22 protein-coding genes, 1 tRNA gene and 1 riboswitch are annotated in these 23,730 nt (G+C 70.8%); of the genes, 19 read left to right on the top strand and 4 right to left on the bottom strand.

Annotation, left to right across the window (positions count from 1 at the left end; translation table 11 throughout):
• Positions 1-74 precede the first annotated feature (74 nt).
• From E5082_RS15115 to E5082_RS15040, 16 genes are all read left to right on the top strand, one after another.
• A complete protein-coding gene (locus tag E5082_RS15115; protein ID WP_135791772.1) occupies positions 75-551 on the top strand; it encodes a hypothetical protein in 477 nt (158 codons plus the stop codon).
• A 218-nt stretch (positions 552-769) separates the two neighbouring features.
• Positions 770-1,888 carry a hypothetical protein gene (locus tag E5082_RS15110; protein ID WP_135791771.1) on the top strand — a complete coding sequence of 373 codons (1,119 nt, stop codon included), beginning with the start codon at positions 770-772 and terminating at the stop codon, positions 1,886-1,888.
• Between the two features lie 40 nt (positions 1,889-1,928).
• Positions 1,929-2,912, top strand: coding sequence for a DUF4034 domain-containing protein (locus E5082_RS15105; protein WP_135791770.1), 984 nt, complete (start codon positions 1,929-1,931; stop codon positions 2,910-2,912).
• On the top strand, positions 2,909-4,675 hold the full coding sequence (locus E5082_RS15100) for a peptidase M16 family protein (protein ID WP_135791769.1): 1,767 nt from the start codon (positions 2,909-2,911) through the stop codon (positions 4,673-4,675). The genes E5082_RS15105 and E5082_RS15100 overlap by 4 nt, the downstream gene beginning before the upstream one ends.
• Before the next feature lie 172 nt (positions 4,676-4,847).
• Entirely contained in the window at positions 4,848-5,441 is a 594-nt protein-coding gene (locus E5082_RS15095) for a hypothetical protein (RefSeq protein ID WP_135791768.1), read from the top strand.
• 151 nt (positions 5,442-5,592) lie between these two features.
• Positions 5,593-6,231 carry a SurA N-terminal domain-containing protein gene (locus E5082_RS15090; protein WP_167514062.1) on the top strand — a complete coding sequence of 213 codons (639 nt, stop codon included), beginning with the start codon at positions 5,593-5,595 and terminating at the stop codon, positions 6,229-6,231.
• A 138-nt stretch (positions 6,232-6,369) separates the two neighbouring features.
• Positions 6,370-7,365: a nucleoside triphosphate pyrophosphohydrolase gene (locus E5082_RS15085; RefSeq protein WP_135791766.1), complete on the top strand. Its 996-nt coding sequence runs from the start codon at positions 6,370-6,372 to the stop codon at positions 7,363-7,365.
• Positions 7,366-7,487: 122 nt separating this feature from the next.
• Positions 7,488-8,843 carry a cytochrome P450 family protein gene (locus E5082_RS15080; RefSeq protein WP_135791765.1) on the top strand — a complete coding sequence of 452 codons (1,356 nt, stop codon included), beginning with the start codon at positions 7,488-7,490 and terminating at the stop codon, positions 8,841-8,843.
• A gap of 123 nt (positions 8,844-8,966) precedes the next feature.
• Positions 8,967-9,989 carry a LysM peptidoglycan-binding domain-containing protein gene (locus tag E5082_RS15075; protein WP_135791764.1) on the top strand — a complete coding sequence of 341 codons (1,023 nt, stop codon included), beginning with the start codon at positions 8,967-8,969 and terminating at the stop codon, positions 9,987-9,989.
• Positions 9,990-10,183: 194 nt separating this feature from the next.
• Positions 10,184-10,362: riboswitch (cyclic di-AMP (ydaO/yuaA leader) on the top strand.
• Between the two features lie 4 nt (positions 10,363-10,366).
• On the top strand, positions 10,367-11,077 hold the full coding sequence (locus E5082_RS15070) for a LysM peptidoglycan-binding domain-containing protein (RefSeq protein WP_135791763.1): 711 nt from the start codon (positions 10,367-10,369) through the stop codon (positions 11,075-11,077).
• Between the two features lie 331 nt (positions 11,078-11,408).
• Positions 11,409-12,695, top strand: a complete 1,287-nt coding sequence (eno, locus tag E5082_RS15065) for a phosphopyruvate hydratase (RefSeq protein ID WP_135792113.1) — start codon at positions 11,409-11,411, stop codon at positions 12,693-12,695.
• 153 nt (positions 12,696-12,848) lie between these two features.
• Entirely contained in the window at positions 12,849-13,325 is a 477-nt protein-coding gene (locus E5082_RS15060) for an FtsB family cell division protein (RefSeq protein ID WP_130338602.1), read from the top strand.
• Between the two features lie 46 nt (positions 13,326-13,371).
• Entirely contained in the window at positions 13,372-13,929 is a 558-nt protein-coding gene (locus E5082_RS15055) for a DUF501 domain-containing protein (protein ID WP_135791762.1), read from the top strand.
• On the top strand, positions 13,926-14,867 hold the full coding sequence (locus tag E5082_RS15050) for a Ppx/GppA phosphatase family protein (protein WP_135791761.1): 942 nt from the start codon (positions 13,926-13,928) through the stop codon (positions 14,865-14,867). Before E5082_RS15055 ends, E5082_RS15050 begins: the two co-directional genes overlap by 4 nt.
• 476 nt (positions 14,868-15,343) lie before the next feature.
• Complete coding sequence (locus tag E5082_RS15045; RefSeq protein ID WP_078858577.1) at positions 15,344-16,726, top strand: NAD(P)/FAD-dependent oxidoreductase; 1,383 nt, start codon at positions 15,344-15,346, stop codon at positions 16,724-16,726.
• A gap of 209 nt (positions 16,727-16,935) precedes the next feature.
• Positions 16,936-18,231 (top strand): class I SAM-dependent methyltransferase, encoded by a 1,296-nt coding sequence (locus tag E5082_RS15040; RefSeq protein WP_135791760.1) that lies wholly within the window; start codon positions 16,936-16,938, stop codon positions 18,229-18,231.
• A 56-nt stretch (positions 18,232-18,287) separates the two neighbouring features.
• On the opposite strand, the gene E5082_RS15035 is transcribed toward E5082_RS15040, so the two are convergent.
• Positions 18,288-20,816 carry an ABC transporter permease gene (locus tag E5082_RS15035; protein WP_135791759.1) on the bottom strand — a complete coding sequence of 843 codons (2,529 nt, stop codon included), beginning with the start codon at positions 20,814-20,816 and terminating at the stop codon, positions 18,288-18,290.
• Positions 20,816-21,586, bottom strand: a complete 771-nt coding sequence (locus tag E5082_RS15030) for an ABC transporter ATP-binding protein (protein ID WP_135791758.1) — start codon at positions 21,584-21,586, stop codon at positions 20,816-20,818. The genes E5082_RS15035 and E5082_RS15030 overlap by 1 nt, the downstream gene beginning before the upstream one ends.
• Before the next feature lie 389 nt (positions 21,587-21,975).
• Between E5082_RS15030 and E5082_RS15025 the strand changes: the two genes are divergently transcribed.
• Positions 21,976-22,059 (top strand) — tRNA-Leu (locus E5082_RS15025).
• A gap of 37 nt (positions 22,060-22,096) precedes the next feature.
• On the opposite strand, the gene E5082_RS15020 is transcribed toward E5082_RS15025, so the two are convergent.
• On the bottom strand, positions 22,097-22,357 hold the full coding sequence (locus E5082_RS15020) for a hypothetical protein (protein WP_229918912.1): 261 nt from the start codon (positions 22,355-22,357) through the stop codon (positions 22,097-22,099).
• A gap of 171 nt (positions 22,358-22,528) precedes the next feature.
• A complete protein-coding gene (locus tag E5082_RS15015) occupies positions 22,529-22,936 on the bottom strand; it encodes a helix-turn-helix domain-containing protein (RefSeq protein WP_135791757.1) in 408 nt (135 codons plus the stop codon).
• 239 nt (positions 22,937-23,175) lie between these two features.
• Between E5082_RS15015 and E5082_RS15010 the strand changes: the two genes are divergently transcribed.
• Both E5082_RS15010 and E5082_RS15005 read left to right on the top strand, forming a co-directional pair.
• Positions 23,176-23,391: a hypothetical protein gene (locus E5082_RS15010; RefSeq protein ID WP_030814257.1), complete on the top strand. Its 216-nt coding sequence runs from the start codon at positions 23,176-23,178 to the stop codon at positions 23,389-23,391.
• 56 nt (positions 23,392-23,447) lie between these two features.
• The gene (locus E5082_RS15005; RefSeq protein ID WP_135791756.1) at positions 23,448-23,666 is read left to right on the top strand and encodes a hypothetical protein; all 219 of its coding nucleotides are present in this window, start codon (positions 23,448-23,450) and stop codon (positions 23,664-23,666) included.
• Positions 23,667-23,730: the final 64 nt, after the last annotated feature.

Genomic DNA, 23,730 nt, shown 5'->3' with positions numbered 1-23,730 from the left:
GACCTAGGTCCGCACGGCGTGCTCAACGTCTGCGTCGCTCTGTCGCCGTTGTCGTACTCACCGCGCTGGCACTGGTGTTCACGACCGACCAGGGCCTGGAACTCGGTCGCGTGAAGTTGCCGAGCGCCAGTCTGTCCTCATGGGCTTCCTGGTTCACCGATCCGCACGAGAAGTTTACGTCTGAACAATTCCGTGAAAAGCGAAAAGGGATTGCTGCGAAGCGAGAGCTCGCTCTTGGTGACGACGTCACCGGGGCTCGTGCATTCGCGTATCAGGGAGCTGTCGCCCTATATACGGCGTTGGGTGCTCCTGCGGGACTGGGGGCCGGAGTCCTGCGTGACTGTTCATCAACACTCCGTAATTCCTCTTTCCGGCTCGAGCGTCGGTGCAACGCGCGGTTGTTGGACGAAGAGGATGACATTCAGCGGCGGGACATTGCTGACTTGTCAACAGTTGCTGGGAGCGGAGATGTGCAGAGAACGGAACTGCGGGAACGGTCTGCCGTAGTGGGACGGAAATGGCTTGACCTGGCGGTCGAACGATTCGGCTGATGCCTCTGCCGGCCAAGCGCCCAAGGCCACCTGACGGCAACGCTGACGGCCACGCCATCGGACATCAGAGCCCCCGCTGCGACTCGTGATGGGGGCTCTGACGTCTATGTGGCGTGTGGTGGTGACAGGTAACCGCCGCATATCGAATCGGTAAGAGGAGTGAATGAAGGGATCACTGAGGCGCAGGAAGTGATCACGGAGTCGTAGCCTGAGCGCTCGTGAACCCCTTCATAGCCATAGCCGGCGTAAGCGCCCTCGGTTACGCCGCCGTCACCATCCCCCGGAACGCCCGTAAGGCACGGGCCCAGCGGGCCGAGCAGCGGGGCAGGGCGAAGCGGGTCGTCATTGATCCCGCTGAGTTCGGGCTCGTGCCGGGGGATCAGCTTGATGCGCGGTATGCCGGGCCCGATCCGGAGGCGGACGCTGTTGCCGCGGCGGCTGTTGCCGGGGACTGGCGGGTCGCGGCCGACTACCTGGCGGGGGCCGGGCGGGACTGGGATCTGCGGTGGTACCGGCTCGGCATCCTCGGGCACGCGGCCGTAAAGGACGACAGTTGGCTGCTGGAGTGGCGCAGGGAGTATCCGCACGACCCCGCCGCCGCCCTCGTCCACGCCGACGCGCTGGTGGCATTCGCCGGCGAGGCCCGCGGGGCGAAGAGCGCGAAGCACACCACGGCCGAACAGTTCGACTCCTTCCACCAGTTGCTCGCACAGGCGCTCCCCGCGTGCGAGGAGGCGGCCCGGATGGCGCCCGACGACCCCACCCCCTGGGTCGCCCAGATCACCATCGCCCTGGGTCTGGGCTGGCCGCACGACCACTTCCGGGCACTGTGGGCCGAGATCACAGCACGGGACCCGCACCACTTCGGCGCCCACGTGTCGGCCCTCCAGTACTGGTGCGCCAAGTGGCGCGGCTCCGACGAGCTGATGTTCACCTTCGCCGAAGAGGCCGTCGCCTCCGCGCCCCGGGGCAGCCTGCTCCCGGTACTGCGCCTGTACGCCGCGTTCGAGCACCAGTTCCGGGTGAACGACCTGTCCGTCTACCAGAAGCCGTTCATGACCACGGCCATCGACGCCACCCTGGACGCGGTCGGCCAGGTACCGGCCGGCCACCACCGCCTCCCGACCGTCCGCCACCTGTTGGCCCACGCGCTGTTCCGCACCGAGCGGTTCGCCGAGGGCGTCGAGCAGTTCCGAGCCGTGGGCGCCTACGTCGGCAGCGTGCCGTGGAGCTACTCCGGCGACCCGGTCAAGGCGTTCGTCCACGCCCGTACCAACACCTTCATCGGATGGGACAAGGAGGGCCGCCCGGCGCCGCCGGCCCGTGCCGCCCGCTGACGCGAACCTGGTTGTCCGACCCCTCACTTAAGATCCGCGCATGTCGCTCGCCTCCCCGCTCCCGCCCCCGGACTTCGAGATCACGTCCGCCTACCCCGAAGTCGCCTGGCTGCGGCAGGCGGTGGCCGCGTGGGACTGGACGGCGGTGCGCCAGTACCTCGCCGGGCTGCCGCGGGGGAGCGACACGTCCCAGGTCTTCAGCACGGTGGCCGGGACGGAGGGCGTCGAGCAGGTCCTGCGCGATCTGGTGGCGGCCGCCCCCGACGACGTGTTCGCGTTGACCCTCCTCGGCGCCCGGGAGGTCCAGATCGGCTGGAAGGTCCGTACGGGTGCCCGGGCCGAGAGCGTGACCCGAGAGCAGTTCGCCACCTTCCACGCGCACCTGCGCACCGCCGAGCAACTGCTCATACGTGCCACCGCCCTCGACCCGTCCTACGCCCCCGCCTGGGCCGAACGGCTCAACACCGCCCGCGGACTCCAGCTCGGCCAGAACGAGGCGCGCCGCCGCTACGACCGGCTGGCGAAGTCCCATCCCCACCACTTCACGGCTCAGTCCCGGCTGCTCCAGCAACTGTGTCCCAAGTGGAGCGGCAGCTGGGACGCCGCCCACTCCTTCGCCCGTGACCGCATGCTCGCCGCCCCCGAAGGCGCCCTGAACGCGGGCCTGGTCGCGGAGGCGCACCTCGAGCACTGGCTGGGCCTGGACGCGGGCGAGGAACGGCACGCGTATCTGGGGCAGTCCCACGTCCACGCGGAACTGGTCGAGGCCGCAGGGCGGTCGGTACTCCACCCGGAGTTCCGGCGCGAGCCGGGCTGGGTCACCGTCGCGGGCTGCTTCGCGGCCCTGTTCTCGCTGATCGGCGACACCGCCCGCGCCGCCGCACACTTCCGCGCGCTGGGCAACCTGGCGTCGCAGTTCCCCTGGAGCTATCTCGGCGAACCCGCCGAGGCCTACACCCGGCACCGGGACACGGCCCTAGCGCTCACGTCCCCCGCCACCGCGCCGAACCGAGGCCGTAGATGAACCCGCAGTCCGCCGTCCACCGCACCGAGGTCGACGGCATACCCACCCTCTTCACGTACGTCGCCGGGCCGATGCGCGCCGGGCTCGTCTTCCGGGCCGGGATCGCCGACGAAACCCTCGGCCGGGCGGGGCTCACCCATCTCGTCGAGCACCTCGCGCTGTACCGCCAGGGTGTGGCGGACTACCACTACAACGGCGCGACCAAGGCCGCGTTCACCCACTTCCACGTGGAGGGCGCCGAGCACGAGATCGCCGCCTACCTCACCGGGGTCTGCGCCTCCCTGACCGACCTGCCCATGGACCGGCTGGAGACGGAGAAGGAGGTCCTGCGCACCGAGGAGTCCCGCCGCGACCCGGGTCCGCTCCCGCTGTGGCGGTACGGCGCTCAGGGGTACGGCCTGGTCAGCTACCCGGAGTGGGGTGTGCGCAACGCGAGCGCCCAAGACGTGGGGCAGTGGGCGCAGAGCTGGTTCACGTCGGACAACGCGGTGCTCTGGATCGCCGGTGAGCGCATCCCGCCCGGCATCTGCCTCAAGCTGCCCGCGGGCGACCGGCGTCCGATGCCCGCGGTGACCTCGGCCCTCCCCACCACGCCCGCGTACTTCTCGCACGGCACCGGCGGGGTTCTGCTGGACGCTGTCGTCGCCGACACGCCCGCCGCCTGGCTGTACTCGGGCGTTCTGGAGCGCGAACTGACCCGTGCCCTGCGCCAGGAGGGCGGTTACTCGTACACGACCGCGACCGACCTCACGCCCCGCCGGGACGGATTCACCGTCCTCGCCGCGTTCGCGGACGCGCTGCCCGCCAAGCAGGACGCCGTGCTCGGCGGTTTCGTCGACGTGCTCGCCGGATTCCAGGCGGGGCGGATCACCCAGGCCGACCTGGACGCGGTGCGCGGCCGCGCCGACGCGGCGCTGTCCTCGCCCGAGGCGGCGGCGCGACGGCTGCCCGGTATGGCGGAGGACCTGCTGGCGGGGCGCCCGTGGCGTGACGCCGCTGAATTGCGCTCCCAACTGTGGGCGGTGACGCCCGGCCACCTGCACGAGGTGGCCTTGGAGGCCGCCGGTACGGCCCTCCTGCAAGTGCCCTCCGGACACTCGGCGGACTGGGCCGGGTACACGGCGGCCCCGACCGCCTCGGACCGTACGGTCACCGGCCCGCGCTTCATCACCGGACGCGCGGGCGACGCCGAGCTGACCGTGGGGGACGACGGCGTCAGCCTCACCGAACGATCGTCCCCCGGACCCGACGGCACGCGGGTGGCGACCGTCCTCTACCGCTCCTGTGCCGCCATGCTGAGCTGGCCCGACGGTGGCCGTCGCCTCATCGGCGCAGACGGCCTCACCGTCGACGTGGAGCCCGCGGTGTACGGCGTCGAGCCGAGCACCATGGCGGTCATCGACGCCGCGGTACCGCCGCACGCGGTGGTGCCGCTGCCGCCCCGGCCGCATCCGCCGCGCCTGGACAGGGCACCGGCGTCCAGCACCACCACGTCCGCACGCCCCACGGCGGCCCCTCCCGCCACCGGCACCGTCCTGGCCGACCGGCCCCGGCGCACCGGGGGCCAGATGGCGGCGATGGTCCTCCTCGGGGCCCTCGGCGGCTGCTTCGGCCTGCTCGCCCTCATGCTCACGGTCTTCGGCGCGGACGATCCGGAGACCAGCGTCGGCGAGTGGCTCGCCATATCGGGGTTCCTCTGGGGGGTCACCGCGCTCCTGGTGTGGCCCGCCGTACGGATTCTGCGGCGCACCAGCCGGAGGTGAGTACGGCTCGCGCACGCAGGTTTTGCTGCTGCATAAGTGGCTCTTGTGATTTTCATGGCGGCCCCTTTCCTGGGCGTCGGACGGCCGTCGGCTACGGTGCCGACCGGTTTCGGCATCGTGGATACGTGTCAGCAGCCGTAGGACCCGTGCCGAGCAGGAGAGCAGGTAGTCCGTGACCAAGCAGGTCCGACAGGTGACGCAGTCGCGTCCGTCGCTGACGCGGCAGCAGGAGACGGGAGTCACCCGCTTCGGCCGCGCTGTCGTCGCCTGGCTGCGTGCTCTCAGCCGGCGCACGATCGCGATCGCCGCGGGTGCTCTGGCTCTCGTTGCCGCGGTCGTGGTGGTGTGCGCTTGCCTGTCCGGTGGTGACGAACGGCCGCCCGTCCCCGACATCCGTGCGCGGCACTACACCGAGACCGGCGCCTGCCTGCTCACCGGCAAGCAGGGCATCACGGCAGGCACGCCCGCCGCGACCGTCTGGCAGGGCATGCAGGACGCCTCTCTCAAGACGCACGCGCGGGTCAGTTACCAGCAGGTGATAGGGGAGCAGAGCGCCGGCAACGCGCGGCCCTTCCTCAACAGCATGCTCCAGGGGTCCTGCGAGGTCGTCGTCGCGGTCGGCGGCCCCGAAGTACGCCAGGACCGGCTTCGTGCTGATCGGTGGCGGCCACCCGGGGGGGGCAACGTGTCCCTCCTGCACACCGGCGACGGTCTGCGGAGCGAGGTCGCGGGCGCCGTCGAGCGGGCGATCGACGCGAGGAGCTGACAGAACCACGCGACGCGGGAAACACCGGCGGCGGTGCCCGAACTCGTGGTGAATCGTTGGTCCAATGGGTTGGCCGGAGCAGTACGGCTGCCTAACATCGATCACCGCAAGACTTTGTGCACCGTCGCACAATCTCCTCAGGAGGTTCCCCTTGCTCCGCCGCCGTCGCACCGCGCTAGTCCTCACCGCCGCGATCGCCGCCGCGGCCCCGCTCCTCACCGCCTGCGGAAACGACGCGCATCCCGGCGCGGCGGCCGTCGTCGGCGGGCAGCGGATCACCGTGTCGCAGTTGGAGGGCCGGGTGAACGAGGTACGGGCGGCACAGCGGGCCGAGGTGACCGACCAGGCCCAGTACCAGCAGGTCCTCGCCTCCACCGGCAGCCTCACCCGCGACACCCTGCACAACATGGTCCTCGACCAGGTGCTGCACCGCGCCGCGCGCGACCAGGGCGTCACGGTCACCCGCAAGGAGATCCAGCGGATGCACGCCGACCTGGAGAAGCAGGCGGGCGGGGCCAAGCAGCTCCAGTCCGCCTGGCTCCAGAAGTACGGCATCGCCCCCGAGCGGCTCGACGACAACCTCGGCCTCCAGATCGAGGCGCAGAAGCTCGCCGCCAAGCTCGGCACCGACACCAGCCAGCCCCCGTTCTGGAACGCCCTCGCCAAGGCGTCCAAGGAACTCCACATCGACGTGAACCCCCGCTACGGCGCCTGGGACGTGGCCAAGAGCAGCCGGGTCGACGCCCGTACGCCCTGGCTGCGGGACGCCTCGGCGGCGCAGAGCGCCTGAGCGCGATACGCCCGGTGCGGGGCTGGTGACCTGCTGGCTTCCGGCCCCGCACGGCGTGTCGGTCATACGATCACAAGACTCCTCCACCCCTGTGGACAACCCGGCCCGTCCTTCCGCGTCCTGGGTTACGTTCGGATCGTGAACGCAAACAGCTCCGCATCCGCCCCCGGCCGCATCGTCCTGCTCACCACCAGTCACCGCGTCGCCCCCGGTCTGCTGTCCTGGCCCGCCTGGCAGGCGCTGCGTTCCGCCGACGCCGTGCTGTGCGCGGACGGCGCGCATCCGCAGGTGCCGTATCTGCGCGAGGCCGGGACAGCGGTGACGGAGGCGTCACCCACCGCCGAGGAACTGGTCGACGCGTGCGCGGGCGGCCGCACGGTGGTCGTCGTCGCCACCGGTGAGGGAGAGCCCGCCCTCACCGACGGCCTCGCCCGGCTCGCCGGGTCCGGCCGGGTGCAGATGCCCGAACTGGAGCTGCTCCCCGCCTCCTACGACCTGCCCGGCGCCCGCCTCCTCGACCTCGTCCAGGTCATGGACCGCATCCGCGCCGAGTGCCCCTGGTCCTCCCGGCAGACCCACGAGGGCCTGGCCAAGTACGGCATCGAGGAGGCGTACGAACTCGTCGAGGCCATCGAGGCGGGCGACCGCGAGGAGCTGCGGGAGGAACTGGGCGACGTGCTGCTCCAGGTCGTCTTCCACTCCCGCATCGCCGAGGAGGACGCGGACGCCCCCTTCTCCATCGACGACGTCGCCGGGGGCATCGTCGCCAAGCTGATCCACCGTCACCCGCATGTCTTCGGGGAGGAGGAGGCGGAGACCCCCGAGGACGTCAAGGCGCACTGGCTGCGCACCAAGGCCGAGGAGAAGCAGCGCAGCTCCGTCACCGAGGGCGTCCCCCTCGGCCAGCCCGGCCTCGCCCTTGCCGCCAAGCTGGCCTCCCGCGTCCGCACCGCCGGCCTGGACGTGCCGCTGCCCCAGGGCGACGGCATCGGATACGAGCTGCTGGAGCTTGCCGCCCGCGCCGAGCAGGCGGGCGTCGACCCGGAAGCGGCCCTGAGAGCGGCCGCGCGCACCTACCGGGACGCGATACGCACCGCCGAGGGCGTGTCCGCCCCGGACCACGGCACCGCGTAGCCCAGCCGGGCGGGCCCACCCCGGCGCGGGTTTCCCCGCCGGCACAGAGCCCCGGCCGCCGGCAGACCCGGGTGAAAGGAGCCGACCCGCCCCCACCCCCGCCCGCCGGATACCGTCGGGGAGTGACCCAGCCGCACCAGCCCACCCCCGACGACCCCACCCCCGGAGCCCCGGCCGAGGCCCCCGCCCGGGGACCCGCCCCGGACCTCTTCACCTGGGAGTTCGCCGCCGACCCCTACCCCGCCTACGCCTGGCTGAGGGAGCACGCTCCCGTGCGCTGGACCAAGCTGCCCAGCGGGGTGGACGCGTGGCTGGTCACCCGGTACGCCGATGCCAAGCAGGCCCTGGCCGACCAGCGGCTCAGCAAGAACCCGGCCCACCACGCCGAGACCGCGCAGGCCAAGGGGAAGACCGGTATCCCCGGTGAGCGCAAGGCCGACCTGATGACCCACCTGCTGAACATCGACCCGCCGGACCACACCCGGCTGCGCCGGCTGGTCAGCAAGGCGTTCACCCCGCGCCGGGTCGCCGAGTTCGCGGGCCGGGTGCAGGAGCTGACGGACGAGCTCATCGACCGGTTCGCCGGGAAGGGCTCGGCCGATCTCATCCACGAGTTCGCCTTCCCGCTCCCCATCTACGCCATCTGCGACCTGCTCGGCGTCCCGCGCGAGGACCAGGACGACTTCCGGGACTGGGCGGGGATGATGATCCGGCACGGCGGCGGGCCGAGGGGCGGGGTGGCGCGTTCGGTGAAGAAGATGCGGGGCTATCTCGCCGACCTCATCCACCGCAAGCGCCAGGCGCTCCCCGCCGAGCCCGCGCCCGGCGAGGACCTCATCTCGGCGCTCATCCGGGCCTCCGACCACGGCGAGCACCTCACCGAGAACGAGGCCGCCGCCATGGCCTTCATCCTGCTCTTCGCGGGCTTCGAGACCACCGTCAACCTCATCGGCAACGGCACCTACGCGCTGCTCACCCACCCCGGGGAGCGCCGCAGGCTCGAACTCTCGCTGGCGGCGGGGGAGACCGGTCTGCTCCAGACCGGGGTGGAGGAACTGCTGCGCTACGACGGGCCGGTGGAGCTCGCGACCTGGCGTTATGCCACCGAGCCGCTCAGCATCGGCGGCCAGGACATCGCGGCCGGCGACCCGGTGCTGGTGGTCCTGGCGGCGGCGGACCGGGACCCGGAGCGGTTCGCCGACCCGGACCTGCTGGACCTCGGCCGCCGCGACAACCAGCACCTGGGATACGGACACGGCATCCACTACTGCGTGGGCGCGCCGCTCGCCCGGCTGGAGGGGCAGACCGCGCTGGCCACCCTGCTCACCCGGCTGCCGGACCTCGCCCTGGCGGCAGATCCGGCAGAACTCCGCTGGCGCGGCGGGCTGATCATGCGTGGGCTGCGCACACTGCCGGTGGAGTTCACACCGGTCGGTCCCAGTCGTGAAAACACATATGACGGACGTTCAACTATGTGATCTTCACGTGATCTCTGCGGCATGAACTTGTGACAAGTGTTCGTCTGACGCTACGTTCACCCATCAGCGTGGCGCCGAGCACCACTCGCCACGCCGTACTGCTGTCGCACGAAAGGCAACTGCATGCTCTCCGGGAACGGTAGGCACCGTCGCCCCCGCCAGGCTCCGGCGCTCCTCGTCGCGGCCGGCGTGACCACGTCCGCCATCGCCATCCCGCTCCTCGGGGCGGCGAGCGCCAACGCGGCCGACGGCACCACCTGGGACAAGGTCGCCGAGTGCGAGAGCGGTGGCTCATGGAGCGCCGACACCGGCAACGGTTACTACGGCGGCCTCCAGATATCCCAGGACGACTGGGACAAGTACGGCGGCACGCAGTATGCGGCCAGCGCCGATCAAGCCAGCCGTTCGCAGCAGATCTCGGTGGCCGAGAAGATCCTGGCCGACCAGGGCACCACCCACTGGGCCACCTGCGCCCTGCTCGCCGGACTGACCTCCAACTCCGGTTCGGTGGACGTCGACACGGGCGTGAGCGAGTCCCCGTCCGCCGGCCAGGGCGCCCCGGGCAAGGACGCCGGCAAGTCGAGCGAGACCCCTGAGGCGAGCGCTTCGTCCGATGGGTCCGGCTCGTCCGGACTGGGTAATTCCTCCCCGTCGTCCGACTCGTCCGGCTCGTCCGGCAAGGAGACCGGCAAGCCGTCCTCGAGCGCGAGCGAGAAGGGCACCGCCGGCGACGCCAAGAAGGACACCGGGGCCTCCCGCTCCGACGCGTCCGCGCCCCCGGCCGCCGGTCACGGGTACCAGGACGGCGGTTCACCCTCCAGCGCTCCCGCGGCGGAGGACGACGAGTCGTGGGAGGACGGCGGCTCCTGGAGCCTCGTCGACACCGGCGACCTCGGCGGCGGCCGTCACCGCGGCGGCAGCGCCGACGAGAGCGTGACGGAAGGTCAGCACACGGCCGGCACGGGCCGCCACGCCACCTCTCCGAGCACCTACACCGTCCGCGACGGTGACACCCTCGGCTCCATCGCCGACTCCCTGGACGTGGACGGCGGCTGGGAGGCTCTCTACTCCGCGAACAAGCAGGCCCTCGGCGCCGACCCGAACCATGTCGACCCGGGTCAGACCCTGAAAGTGCCGGGCGAATAGGACGTCGTGCGGCGGCATTTGACGCCCCGCTATATTCTTATATGTCCTATTTGGCGAAAGTGTGGGATGACTCTCAGAAGACCCGATCGTCTTTGAATTTCGCCGCGCGGCATGTCTACGGTCGGGACCGCTCGTCACCACGAGCCCCCGTGGCCGCAACGCCGAATCCTGCCAGCGGCCGTCGGGGACAACCGTCGCGTCAAGCGCCGTAGGCAGGAGCGGGGGACCCAAGGTAGGTGCCCGAACCGGTGTCTGACACCGGGACGGGCTTGGGGTGGAGCCACGCCTTCCGGAAGTACCGGGGAGGGGTGGCCGGGCAACTCAACCGGCCCGAACCCGACAGCTCACCTCGCAGGCGTCGGTGAGGGGATCGATCCATGCTGTTTTCCAGCAAGGGCAAGCACCGTCGCCCGTCCAAGACCGTCCGTGTCCTCGCGCTCGCCGGTGTCGCCGGCGCGGCCGTCGCGGGCCCGGTGATGGCGTCGGGCAGCGCCTCCGCCGCCACCGGTTCCGAGTGGGACGCCGTCGCCCAGTGCGAGTCGGGCGGCAACTGGTCCATCAACACCGGCAACGGTTACTACGGCGGGCTCCAGTTCTCCGCCTCCACCTGGGCCGCGTACGGCGGCACGCAGTACGCCGCCACCGCCGACAAGGCGAGCAAGGCACAGCAGATCACCGTCGCCGAGAAGGTGCTCTCCGCCCAGGGCAAGGGCGCCTGGCCGGTCTGCGGCACGGGTCTGTCCAGCGCGTCGTACGGCGGTTCCGCCGCCCCGGCGAGCCCGGCTCCGTCCACGGACACCAAGACGGAGGACAAGGCCGCGGCCGACACCTCCGACCGCGCTGCTGACGACCAGGCCGCCTCCCGCTCCACCGAGCGTCCGGACGCGAGCAAGACCGTCACCACGCCGACCGGTGGCAAGGTCAAGAAGGGCGACGGCGAGTACAAGGTGGTCAAGGGCGACACGCTCAGCACCATCGCCGCGAAGCACAAGGTCGAGGGCGGCTGGAAGAAGCTGTTCGACCTGAACAAGGACATCGTCGAGAAGGCCGACTTCATCTTCCCCGGCCAGATGCTCCACCTGAAGTAACCGCGACCCGCTCGGCGGCCCGGTCCCCGAACCGTCCGGCCCCCGAGCTTCCGGTCCCCTGACGGACCCCCCGCCCCGGTGCGCGTTCCCCCCGCGCGCCGGGGCGGTGCGCGTTCCGCGGCCGGCCCGCCCGGCGCACCGGCCCGCACGCCCGGAACCTTTGCCCAGAACCCTTTGTTCCGGACGGGAACAATGGGTACCGTCTCCCTGTCCCACCCCGTCCACGAGGCGGTCGGTCGACGTCCGGCGCCCCTGGGACGGTTAGGCTCTAGAGGCAAGGCATGCCATCCGGCGCACGCCCCGCACTCACCGCGTCACATCCATGAAGGAGATGCTCGTGCCGTCCATCGACGTCGTCGTAGCCCGGGAAATCCTGGACTCCCGAGGCAACCCCACGGTCGAGGTCGAGGTCGGCCTCGACGACGGCAGCACGGGTCGTGCCGCCGTCCCGTCCGGCGCCTCCACCGGTGCCTTCGAGGCCATCGAGCTGCGTGACGGTGACCCGAACCGCTACCAGGGCAAGGGTGTCGAGAAGGCCGTCCTCGCCGTCATCGAGCAGATCGGCCCGGAGCTGGTCGGCTACGACGCCACCGAGCAGCGCCTGATCGACCAGGCCATGTTCGACCTGGACGCCACCGACAACAAGGGCTCGCTCGGCGCCAACGCCATCCTCGGCGTCTCCCTCGCCGTGGCCCACGCCGCCTCCGAGGCCAGCGACCTGCCGCTCTTCCGCTACCTGGGCGGCCCCAACGCGCACCTGCTCCCGGTGCCGATGATGAACATCCTGAACGGCGGCTCGCACGCCGACTCCAACGTGGACATCCAGGAGTTCATGATCGCCCCGATCGGCGCGGAGTCCTTCTCCGAGGCCCTGCGCTGGGGCACCGAGGTCTACCACACCCTGAAGAAAGTCCTGAAGAGCAAGGGCCTCTCCACCGGCCTCGGCGACGAGGGCGGCTTCGCGCCGAACCTCGGCTCCAACCGTGAGGCCCTCGACCTCATCCTCGAGGCCATCACGGAGGCCGGCTACGCCCCCGGCGAGCAGATCGCCCTCGCGCTCGACGTCGCCGCGTCCGAGTTCTACAAGGACGGCAAGTACCTCTTCGAGGGCAAGGAGCGCTCCGCCGCCGAGATGACGGAGTACTACGAGGAGCTGGTGGCGGCCTACCCGCTGGTCTCCATCGAGGACCCGCTGTTCGAGGACGACTGGGCGGGCTGGAAGGCCCTCACCGACCGCATCGGCGACAAGGTGCAGATCGTCGGCGACGACCTGTTCGTCACCAACCCCGAGCGCCTCGCCCGCGGTATCGAGGAGGGTGTCGCCAACGCCCTGCTGGTCAAGGTCAACCAGATCGGCTCGCTGACCGAGACCCTGGACGCCGTCGAGATGGCCCAGCGCAACGGTTACAAGTGCATGATGTCCCACCGCTCCGGCGAGACCGAGGACGTCACCATCGCCGACCTCGCCGTCGCCACCAACTGCGGCCAGATCAAGACCGGTGCCCCGGCCCGCTCCGAGCGCGTCGCCAAGTACAACCAGCTCCTGCGGATCGAGGAGATCCTCGACGACGCCGCGGTCTACGCCGGCCGCAGCGCCTTCCCGCGCTTCAAGGGCTGACACCCCGGCGGGGCCCGGCGCGAGCCGGTCCCGCCCGTCGTACCTACGTCCCCGGACCCGGTCCCGTACCGTGTCCGGGGACGTACGCGCGTATGAGCACGGCGCGAGACGTGCAGCAGAAGACGCACAGGCACAGTGGAGGCGGAGAGCCAGATGGCCGCGAGGGACCGGGACCGTTTCTCCACCACGACCAGGCTGCGGCTGCTCGGTGAGCAGACGGCGGCCCGCGTCTACCGCTCCCAGACCAAACGGCAGGCCCGCCGCTCCCGCCTCACCGGCCGCGCCGCCCTGCTGGCCCTGGTCCTGTGCTCGATGATCGTGGCGCTCGCCTACCCGATGCGGCAGTACGTCTCCCAGCGCGCCGAGATCGCGGACCTGAAGCACCGCCAGGAACAGGCCCGCGCCCGTGTCGAGCAGCTCAGGGACGTCAAGGCCCGCTGGCAGGACGACGCCTACGCCGAACAGCAGATCCGGCGCAGGCTGCACTATGTGATGCCCGGCGAGACCGGGTACGTCGTGATCGACCCGGGCGCCGCCCAGCAGTCCCGCACCGACCGGGGTGCCGCCCACCGGCCCTGGTACGCCAACGTCTGGGACGGCGTCGACAAGTCCGACGCCTCCGACCAGTGACCGGCACCCGCCGGTGACCGAGAGAAAGCCACTTACGGAAGCAGTCATGGAAACGCCCCCGCCCCACACTCCGCGCACCGAGCCCACCGAGGCGGACATCGCCGCCTTCGAGCTCCAGCTCGGCCGCCCGCCGCGCGGCCTGCGGGCCATCGCCCACCGCTGCCCCTGCGGCCAGCCGGACGTCGTGGAGACGGCGCCCCGGCTGCCCGACGGCACTCCCTTCCCGACGACGTACTACCTGACATGCCCCCGCGCCGCCTCGGCCATCGGCACGCTGGAGGCGAACGGCGTCATGAAGGAGATGACCGAGCGGCTCCAGACCGACCCGGAGCTGGCCGCGGCCTACCGGGCCGCGCACGAGGACTACATCCGGCGCCGGGACGAGATCGAGGTGCTGGCGGGCTTCCCCAGCGCGGGCGGCATGCCCGACCGGGTGAAGTGCCTGCATGTCCTGGTGGCCCACTCGCTGGCCGCCGGACCGGGCGTGAACCCGCTGGGCGACGAGGCCATCGCCATGCTGCCCGAGTGGTGGGCGAAGGGCCCCTGCGTGGTGCCCGGCGCCTGCGCGGCGGTGGCCGAGTCCGGTACGGAGGAGCAGCGATGACCCGCGTGGCCGCCGTGGACTGCGGCACCAACTCCATCCGCCTGCTGGTCGCCGACGCCGACCCCGAGACGGGTGAACTGACCGACCTGGACCGCCGGATGAGGATCGTGCGGCTCGGCCAGGGTGTCGACCGTACCGGCCGCCTCGCCCCCGAGGCGCTGGAGCGCACCTTCGCCGCCTGCCGGGAGTACGCCGAGGTCATCCGCGAACTCGGTGCGACGAGGGTGCGGTTCGTCGCCACCTCCGCCTCGCGCGACGCGGAGAACCGGGACGAGTTCACGCGCGGGGTCGTGGACATCCTCGGCGTGGAACCGGAGGTCATCACCGGCGATCAGGAGGCCGAGTTCTCCTTCGTCGGGGCGACCCGGGAGCTGTCCGGGAGCGACCATCTGGAGAAGCCGTATCTGGTGGTGGACATCGGCGGCGGCTCCACCGAGTTCGTCGTCGGCGACGACCACGTGCGTGCCGCGCGGTCGGTGGACATCGGCTGCGTGCGGCTGACCGAGCGGCACCTGGTGCACGACGGCAAGGTCACCGACCCGCCGGCGCACGAGCAGGTCGCCGCCATGAGGGCCGACATCGCGGCCGCGCTGGACCTGGCCGCCGAGACCGTGCCGCTGGACGACGCGCGCACCCTGGTCGGGCTCGCGGGTTCGGTCACCACAGTGGCCGCCATCGCGCTGGAGCTGCCGGAGTACGACTCCGCGCGCATCCACCACTCCCGGATCTCGCGGGCCCGTGTCCGCCAGATCACCGAGTGGCTGCTCAGCGCCCCGCACGCCGAGCGCGCGGAGATCCCCTGCATGCACCCCGGCCGGGTGGACGTGATCGGCGCGGGCGCCCTCGTGCTGCTCTCGATCATGGAGCGCATCGGCGCCGAGGAGGTCGTCGTCAGCGAGCACGACATCCTCGACGGCATCGCGTGGTCCATCGCCTGACGGGCGCGCGACCGCTCCGACGCCCGCACTGGCACGGCTTGTTACCGTCGAGTAGTGTGCGGCTGAGCAGCCGGGACGACGTTTGAGCGCCTCCGCGGGGCGGCTGACACGCCGCTTCGCGGAGCTCTCGGCACAACCTTCGTGAAGTTCTTCACAAGGAAATCGGCCCTCGTGGGGGACGCAAGGGTCCGCATTGACCCGTTCGGGGTCCGGACGGCCCCTGGAGCATGATCACGACCGTATTGCGTCGGGGTTTCGGGACGATGTCCGGAGGCCCTGTGCGGGGTGTCGCGTGAGGGGTGGAAGGGGCCGGAAAGCCAGCTCAAGCGGCATTGACAACGGGTCGGGATCACCTGGGGTTCCCCCTTGTGAACATGACCTGCGTCACGCGAGTGGCGGAGGATAACACACCCCCTCCCCAAGCTTGTGAAGGGGCGCACGAGCCACCCCCCTGGGGCGGGTGGATACTCGATGGCATGAGCACCACGGAGCGTCCCAGGATCCTCGTAGTAGGCGGTGGGTACGTAGGCCTGTACGCAGCTCGGCGCATCCTCAAGAAGATGCGCTTCGGAGAGGCGACCGTCACGGTCGTCGACCCCCGGTCGTACATGACCTACCAGCCCTTCCTCCCCGAAACCGCCGCCGGCAACATCTCCCCTCGCCACGTCGTCGTACCGCTGCGACGCGTACTGCCGAAGGCGGAGGTCCTCACCGGCCGGGTCACCACCATCGACCAGGACCGCAAGGTCGCCACGATCGCCCCCCTGGTGGGCGAGGCGTACGAGCTGCCGTTCGACTACCTGGTCATCGCCATGGGCGCGGTCTCGCGCACCTTCCCGATCCCCGGCCTCGCCGAGCAGGGCATCGGCATGAAGGGCATCGAGGAGGCCATCGGCCTGCGCAACCACGTCCTGGAGCAGCTCGACAAGGCCGACTCCACGACCGACGAGGAGATCCGCCGCAAGGCGCTCACCTTCGTCTTCATCGGCGGTGGCTTCGCGGGTGCGGAGACCATCGGCGAGGTCGAGGACATGGCCCGCGACGCCGCCAAGTACTACAAGAACGTGTCCCGCGAGGACATGCGCTTCGTCCTGGTCGACGCCGCCGACAAGATCCTCCCCGAGGTCGGCCCCAAGCTCGGCCAGTACGGCAAGGAGCACCTGGAGAGCCGCGGTGTGGAGATCTACCTCTCCACCTCGATGGACTCCTGCGTCGACGGCCACGTCGTGCTGAAGAACGGCCTCGAGGTCGACTCCGACACGATCGTCTGGACCGCGGGCGTCAAGCCCAACCCGGCCCTCACCCGCTTCGGTCTGCCCCTCGGCCCGCGCGGCCACGTCGACTGCCAGCCGACCCTCCAGGTCACCGGCACCGACTACATCTGGGCCGCGGGCGACAACGCCCAGGTGCCCGACCTCGTCGGCCGCAAGGCGGGCAACGAGAACGCCTGGTGCCCGCCGAACGCCCAGCACGCGCTGCGCCAGGCCAAGGTGCTCGGCGACAACGTGGTCTCCGGCATGCGGGGCTTCCCGCAGAAGGACTACGAGCACGCCAACAAGGGCGCCGTCGCGGGTCTCGGCCTGCACAAGGGCGTGGCGATGATCGTCATGGGCAAGATGAAGATCAAGCTCAAGGGCCGTCTCGCCTGGTACATGCACCGCGGTTACCACGGTCTGGCCATGCCGACCTTCAACCGCAAGATCCGCGTCTTCGCGGACTGGACCCTCGGCATGTTCCTCAAGCGCGAGGTCGTCGCCCTCGGCGCCATGGAGCACCCGCGCGAGGAGTTCTACGAGGCCGCCAAGCCCGCCCCGGTCGCCGCCGCGCCGAAGACCGAGGAGAAGGCCAAGGCGAGCTGACCTCCGGTCAGTTCCCTCAACCCGGCTCGACCCTCACACAGCTCGACCCGAAGGACCTTCCGCCATCCGTGGTGCGGGAGGTCCTTCGGCGTTCCCGGCCACGCCCCCTGTTTTGCCCTGTCGTAACCCCAATGCGGGACTGTGCCGGGTACGGCACGGTGTTTACGTGGTAACGGACATCCGGGATCGTCGTCTTGGAGGTGTGCGTCATGGCCGACGCCGCGTCGCGCTTGTTGAGTGTTGCCGAACAGTTGCTGGGAGCGCCCCTCCCGGTGCGGGTACGCGCCTGGGACGGCTCCCAGGCCGGGCCGCCGGGGGCTCCCGTGATCGTCGTACGCAACCGGCGCGCCCTGCGCCGCATGCTGTTCAAACCGGGCGAACTGGGCATGGCCCGTGCCTGGGTGGCCGGAGACCTGGACATCGAGGGTGATCTGTACACCGCCCTCGGCGCCATGGCCGGCCTGCTGTGGGAGCACGACGACGAGGGCGGCGGCCGCTCCCTCGCCGACACGGTGCGCGACCCCGCCGCGCGGGCCGCCGTACGCGACCTGATCCGGCTGGTCGGACCGCCGCTGCCGCCCGCCCCGCCGCGCGAGGAGGTCCGCCGGCGGCGCCACCTGCACACCCGCCGCACCGACAAGCGGGCCATCAGCCACCACTACGACGTGGGCAACGACTTCTACTCGCTCGTCCTCGGCCCGTCCATGGTGTACTCCTGCGCCTACTGGGAGGACGACGGCTCCCTGGAGACCGCCCAGCGCGACAAGCTCGAACTGGTCTGTCGGAAACTCGGCCTGAAGCCCGGTCAGCGGCTGCTGGACGTCGGCTGCGGCTGGGGCTCGATGGCCGTGCACGCCGCCCGCGAGCACGGGGTGAGCGTCGTCGGCGTCACCCTCTCCCAGGAGCAGGCCGCCTTCGCCCGCAAGCGCGTCGCAGACGAGGGCCTCACCGACCGCGTCGAGATCCGCGTCCAGGACTACCGCGACGTCCGCGACGGCCCCTACGACGCGATCTCCTCCATCGGCATGGCCGAACACGTCGGCGCGGAGCGCTACCTGGACTACGCCCGCGACCTGTACGGCCTGCTCAGGCCCGGCGGACGCCTCCTCAACCACCAGATCGCCCGCCGCCCCCAGCAGGACGAGTCGGCGTACGAGGTGGACGCGTTCATCGACTCCTACGTCTTCCCCGACGGCGAACTCGCGCCGCTCGGCACCACCGTCACCATGCTGGAGCGCGCCGGGTTCGAGGTGCGGGACGTGGAGTCGCTGCGCGAGCACTACGCCCGCACCCTGCGCGCCTGGGTGACCAACCTGGAGGGCGACTGGGCCCGCGCCACCCGGCTCGCCGGGTTCGGCCGCGCCCGCGTCTGGCGGCTGTACATGGCCGCCTCCGCGCTGGCCTTCGAGCGCAACCAGATCGGTGTCAACCAGGTCCTCGCCGTCCGCACCCCGGAGACCGGCACCTCGGGCCTCCCGGCCCGCACCCGCACCTGGAACGCCTGACGAACGGCAGTGGGGCCCGTTCCGAACCCGGAACGGGGCCCCACGACTGCCGAGCGCTACTCGGCCTTGATCGCGCCGAGCACGTTCAGCCGGGCCGCGCGCCGGGCCGGCCACAGCGCCGCCAGCACGCCCACCAGGGCCGCCAGCAGCAGGAACAGCACCAGCCGGGACCACGGCAGCACCAGCTCGTAGGTCGCCATCCTGGTGCCCAGCAGCTCACCGGCCGCCCAGCCGAAGAACACGCCGAGCCCGATGCCCAGCACCCCGCCGAACAGCGAGATCACCAGGGACTCCAGCCGGACCATCCGCTTCACCGACCCGCGCTCCAGGCCGATCGCGCGCAGCATCCCGATCTCCTGGGAGCGCTCGAACACCGACATGGCCAGTGTGTTGATGACGCCGAGCACCGCGACCACCACGGCCATGCCGAGCAGGCCGTAGACCAGGTTCAGCATCAGCGTGAAGACCTTGGCGATGCCGTCGGTGATGTCCTGCTTGTCCTGCACCTGGATCGCCGGGTTGGAGCCGAGGGCCTTGGCCAGCCGGTCCTTGGTCGCGTCCGAGGCGCCGTCCGCCGTGCGGACCAGGACCTGCATGTCGGCCGGGGCGCGCAGGTGCGGGGTGAGCACCTTGTCGTCGATCATGATGCCCCGGATCATCTCGTTGCCCTCGTACACCCCGGCGACGGTCAGCGTGGTCTGCTTGCCGTCCTCGAAGTGCGCGGTGAGCTTCGAACCGGCCTTCCAGCCCTGCTCCTTCGCCCGGTCGGCGTCCACCACGATCCGGGTGCCGGACACGTCGAACCTGCCCTGCTTCACCTTCAGGTCGGTCAGCTCGCCGATCGCCGAGCCGGTGACACCGGTCAGGAACTCGGTCTCGCCGCCGATGCGGGAGGCGCCGTTGCGCAGCGGGCTGGAGGCGGTGACCCCGTCGGTGGCGGCCAGCTTGGTGGCCACGTCGGGGGAGAGCGGGGTGTGGTTGGCCATCGAGACGACGTAGTCTGCGCGGATCGAGGCCGCGGCCATCTTGTCGATCGACTTCTGCAGGCTGCCCGCCATCACCGTCATGCCGGTGATCAGGGTCAGGCCGATCATCAGCGCGGACGCGGTGGCCGCCGTACGGCGCGGGTTGCGCACCGCGTTCTGCCGGGCCAGGCGGCCCGAGACACCGAACAGGCGCAGCAGCGGGGCGGCGGCCGCGATCAACGGGCGGGACAGTAGCGGGGTCAGCACGAACACGCCGATGATCAGCAGGACCGCGCCGAGGCCCATCGCGCCCTGGCCCGTGTCGGTGTTCATGGTGGTGGCCGCGAACACCACGGCCGCTCCGGCCGCCGCGAACAGCGTGCCGATGGTGTTGCGCACCACCAGCGAGCGGGTGGTGGCGGTCGCGTGCACGCTGCTCATCGCCGCGACCGGCGGGATCTTCGCGGCCCGGCGGCCGGGCAGCCAGGCGGCGAGCACGGTGATGACGATGCCGACGGCGAGCGCGGCGACGACCGTGCCCGGCGTGACCACGAGCGGCCCGTCCGGCACGCTCGCGCCGAAGGAGTTCAGCAGGGCGCGCAGTCCGGCGCCGATGCCGACACCGGCGGCGAGTCCCGCCGCGCCCGCGACCGTGCCGACCGCGAGTGCCTCGGTGAGCACCGAGCGGGTGACCTGGCCGCGCGAGGCGCCGACCGCGCGCAGCAGGGCGAGTTCCTTGGTGCGCTGGGCGACCAGCATGGTGAAGGTGTTGGCGATGATGAACGTGCCGACGAACAGGGCGATGCCCGCGAACACCAGCAGCGCCTGGCGCAGCCCGCTCATCGAGGCGGAGATCTGCTCCGCCTGGTCGGCGGCGAGCTTCTCACCCGTGGTGGTGCTGACCTGGCCGGCCGGGAGGGCCTTGTCCAGCGCGGCCTTGAGGGCGCTCTGACTGGTGCCGGGTGCGGCGGTCACGTCGATCTCGTCGTACGTGCCCTTCTTGCCGAGCAGGGTCTGCGCGGTGGGCGTGTCGAAGAGGGTGAGGCTGCCGCCCGCGGCCACGTTGCCGTCGTCGGTGGTGAAGACGCCGGCGACGCGCGGGGTGAGGACCGGGCCGTCGACCGAGAGGCGGACGGTGTCACCGACGCCGTAGCCGGTGCGGCGGGCGGTCTCGGAGTCGATCAGCAGCTCGCCCTTGCCGTGCGGGGCGTGACCGGAGACGAGCTTGTACCGGGGGTCCTCGGTGCCCCAGTAGTTGCCGCCCATGGACTGCCAGCCGTCACCGACCAGCTTGCCGTGCTTGTCGGCCAGCGCGGTGAAGCCGCTGACCACACCGGTGGCGGAGGCGGCGCCGGGCACCTTCTCGGCCTTGGCGAGCAGCGCCGGGGTCAGGTCCGGGGTGGAGCCGACCCGGTCGCCGCTGGCCGCCTGGTGCTTGGGCCGTACGGCCACGTCGACGCCGTCGAAACCCTGGGCGGAGCTGTTCTCGAAGGCGCGGGAGAGGGTGTTGGTGAAGACCAGCGTCCCGGACACGAAGGCGACGCCGAGCATGACGGCGAGCACCGTCATCATCAGCCGGGCCTTGTGCGCGAGGACGTTGCGCAGCGCGGTGCGGAACATCAGCTCGTACGGCCCTTCGCGTCGAAGCGCTTCATCAGGTCGAGGACCGAGTCGGCCGTCGGGTCCTGGATCTCGTCCACGATGCGGCCGTCGGCGAGGAAGACCACCCGGTCCGCGTAGGCGGCGGCGACCGGGTCGTGGGTCACCATGACCACCGTCTGGCCCAGCTCGCGCACGGAGTTGCGCAGGAAGCCCAGCACCTCGGCGCCGGAGCGGGAGTCGAGGTTGCCGGTCGGCTCGTCCCCGAAGATGATCTCCGGCTTGGAGGCCAGGGCGCGGGCCACGGCGACGCGCTGCTGCTGGCCGCCGGAGAGCTGGGAGGGGCGGTGCGACAGGCGGTCGGACAGGCCCACCATCCCGATGACCCGGTCCAGCCACTCCTTGTCGGGCTTGCGGCCCGCGATGTCCATCGGCAGCGTGATGTTCTCCAGCGCGGTCAGCGTGGGGAGCAGGTTGAACGCCTGGAAGATGAACCCGATCTTGTCCCGGCGCAGCCGCGTGAGCTGCTTGTCCTTCAGCGAGCCCAGCTCGGTCTCGCCGATGCGCACCGAACCGGAGGAGAAGGAGTCCAGCCCGGCCACGCAGTGCATCAGCGTGGACTTGCCGGAGCCGGAGGGGCCCATGATCGCGGTGAACTCGGCCTGCCGGAAGTCGACGGAGACCCGGTCCAGAGCGACCACTCGGGTCTCACCCTGTCCGTAGATCTTCGACAGCTCCGCGGCGCGCGCGGCCACGGCGGTGGTCCTGCCGGTGGTGGATGTGGTGGTCACGGGGTGGTGCTCCTGTCGGACGGGTCTCGGGGGTCTGTTCCCATGGTTCCCGTTCCCGGCGGCCATTCGGTCAGCCGCTGTTCCCGTTCCCTACCGCGACTCCGGTCGGACGGAGCCACTTCGTGTCATACCTGGGGAGGACGGCCGACCCTGAGGGGGCGTACCACCAGGAACAGGGGGACCGCCCTTGTTCGGTAGGTGAAATTCCGTCATTCCGCGTACGGGTGCGCGGGTGTCCCGGCAGGCTGTTGGCAAGTGCGGATGGCTCGTTCCGTGGTCTGATGCACCCTCAGACATCAATAAAATAAGACAACGTCGGTCCGTACTTTCCGCTGTCCGCGTGAGCCCTCCCGATAGGCTCTGGATCTCGAATGCGGAGCCCACGGCCTGCCCGGATGGTGGAATGCAGACACGGCGAGCTTAAACCTCGCTGCCCCTTCGCGGGCGTGCCGGTTCGAGTCCGGCTCCGGGCACATTCCCTTGTCGTGACGGGCCGGCCGAGCGGTCCGCTCAGCCCTCGTACACCGTCAGTACCGCGCCGTCGACCTCGATGCTGCGGCCCGCTCGCATGCCGTTCGCGCGCAGGGTGGCCAGGCAGGTGCGGAAGAGGGCCAGTTCGGCGGTGTCCAGGATGGCCGCGGCGAGGTCGAGGAGTTCATGGACCGCCTGGTCGGTGAGGACCTCGGGCAGTTCGCCGGACAGGAGGACGACGGACTCGCCGTCCGGGCCCCGGACCACCGCGGTGGCCGGGCCGCCATGCACCAACAACACGTTCCCCCCAAGGGCCCGTGGTCGTGCGGCTCTCGCTCCTCGGGCAGGACGAGAGACTAGCGGGGGATCTTGGCCCGTTCGGGTGGACTTGCTTTCTTTTTCCGAGTTGACGGAAGCGTGGCCGGACGGGGGCGCCGCCCGGACACTCCGCGACGCGCCCCGGTACGCGGTTCAGTCCGGCTGCTCCGGCTTCGCCGCGCGGCCGAGCAGGGACTCCACGAGCGCGGTGACGTGTCTGCGGTCGTCGGACGACAGCCGCTGCACGCTGGCGATCAGCAGATCCACCTCGGGGTCACCGGAGCGGGGCGCGGCCGGGGCGTCGTCCTCGCCGGCCGGGCTGCCGTACACATGGATGCCGCACGCCTCGGCGGCCGCCCGGCGGACGGTGTCCAGCGGGATTTCGAGCCCCTTGGCCAGGCCCTCCAGGGTGCCGGCCTGCGGCATGCGCACCACGCGGTCGGTGGTGGCCAGATGGTGGACGGTGGAGCGGGGGACGCCGCCGCGTCGCGCCACTTCGCCGTAGGACCAGCCCTCGCGGTCCAGGCGCTCGCGGATCAACTGCTGCAGTGCGTTGGCCACCGTTGGTCACTTCCTGCTCGTCCTGCTCGCCGCTCGGCCGCACGTCCCTGTCGGGAGGGAGTCTACGGGCGAGTAGCTGAACCGCCGAAGGGGTGATTACCCAAAAGGGTTGCGGGCAGCCGCCGCGAGGGCCTAGTGTCCAATCTCGTTGGACAGCTCGTCCGACCAAGTTGGACAGAGTCCGGGGGGAACCTGACTCGGTCCGACCGGAAATGCCCATTTCCCGAGGGGGAAACATCATGATGGACGCCCACGAGCTCGAGGCCGAGTCCGCCGAACTGCTGCCCGGCCGCGAGGCCCTCGGCAAGCTGAAGTTCAGCTTCGGCAAGACGGTGAACGTCACCAAGCACGTCGCCAACATCGAGGCCGCCAACCAGTCGGCCGCGCTCAACGACCACTCGGCGTGGTCCGTCGCCAGCTCCGGCGCCTCGCAGGCCATCAGCGTCAGCCAGTAGTCCGGACCGTCGGGAAACAGCAAGCACGTCAAGCAGGACAAGAGGGGAACACCATCATGAGCATGGACATGCGCGACCTGGACGCCGAGTCCGCGGAGCTGCTGCCGGGCCGCGAGGCCCTGGGCAAGCTGAAGTTCAGCTTCAACAAGACGGTCAACGTCACCAAGCACGTGGCCAACATCGAGGCCGCCAACCAGTCCGCCGCGCTCAACGACCACTCGCTGTGGTCGGACGCCCAGTCGCACGCCGGACAGACGATCAGCGTCAAGCAGTAGCACCACCGCCGCGACGGCGGCCACGGGGGCGGACCGCGCCTGCAGTGCGGGGCGGTCCGCCCCC

Origin of the sequence: Streptomyces griseoluteus (assembly GCF_004784465.1) — a bacterium.
Taxonomy (GTDB): domain Bacteria; phylum Actinomycetota; class Actinomycetes; order Streptomycetales; family Streptomycetaceae; genus Streptomyces; species Streptomyces griseoluteus.
The sequence above is the reverse complement of the archived record's forward strand: the minus strand, read 5'-3'. Positions and strand labels throughout refer to the sequence as shown.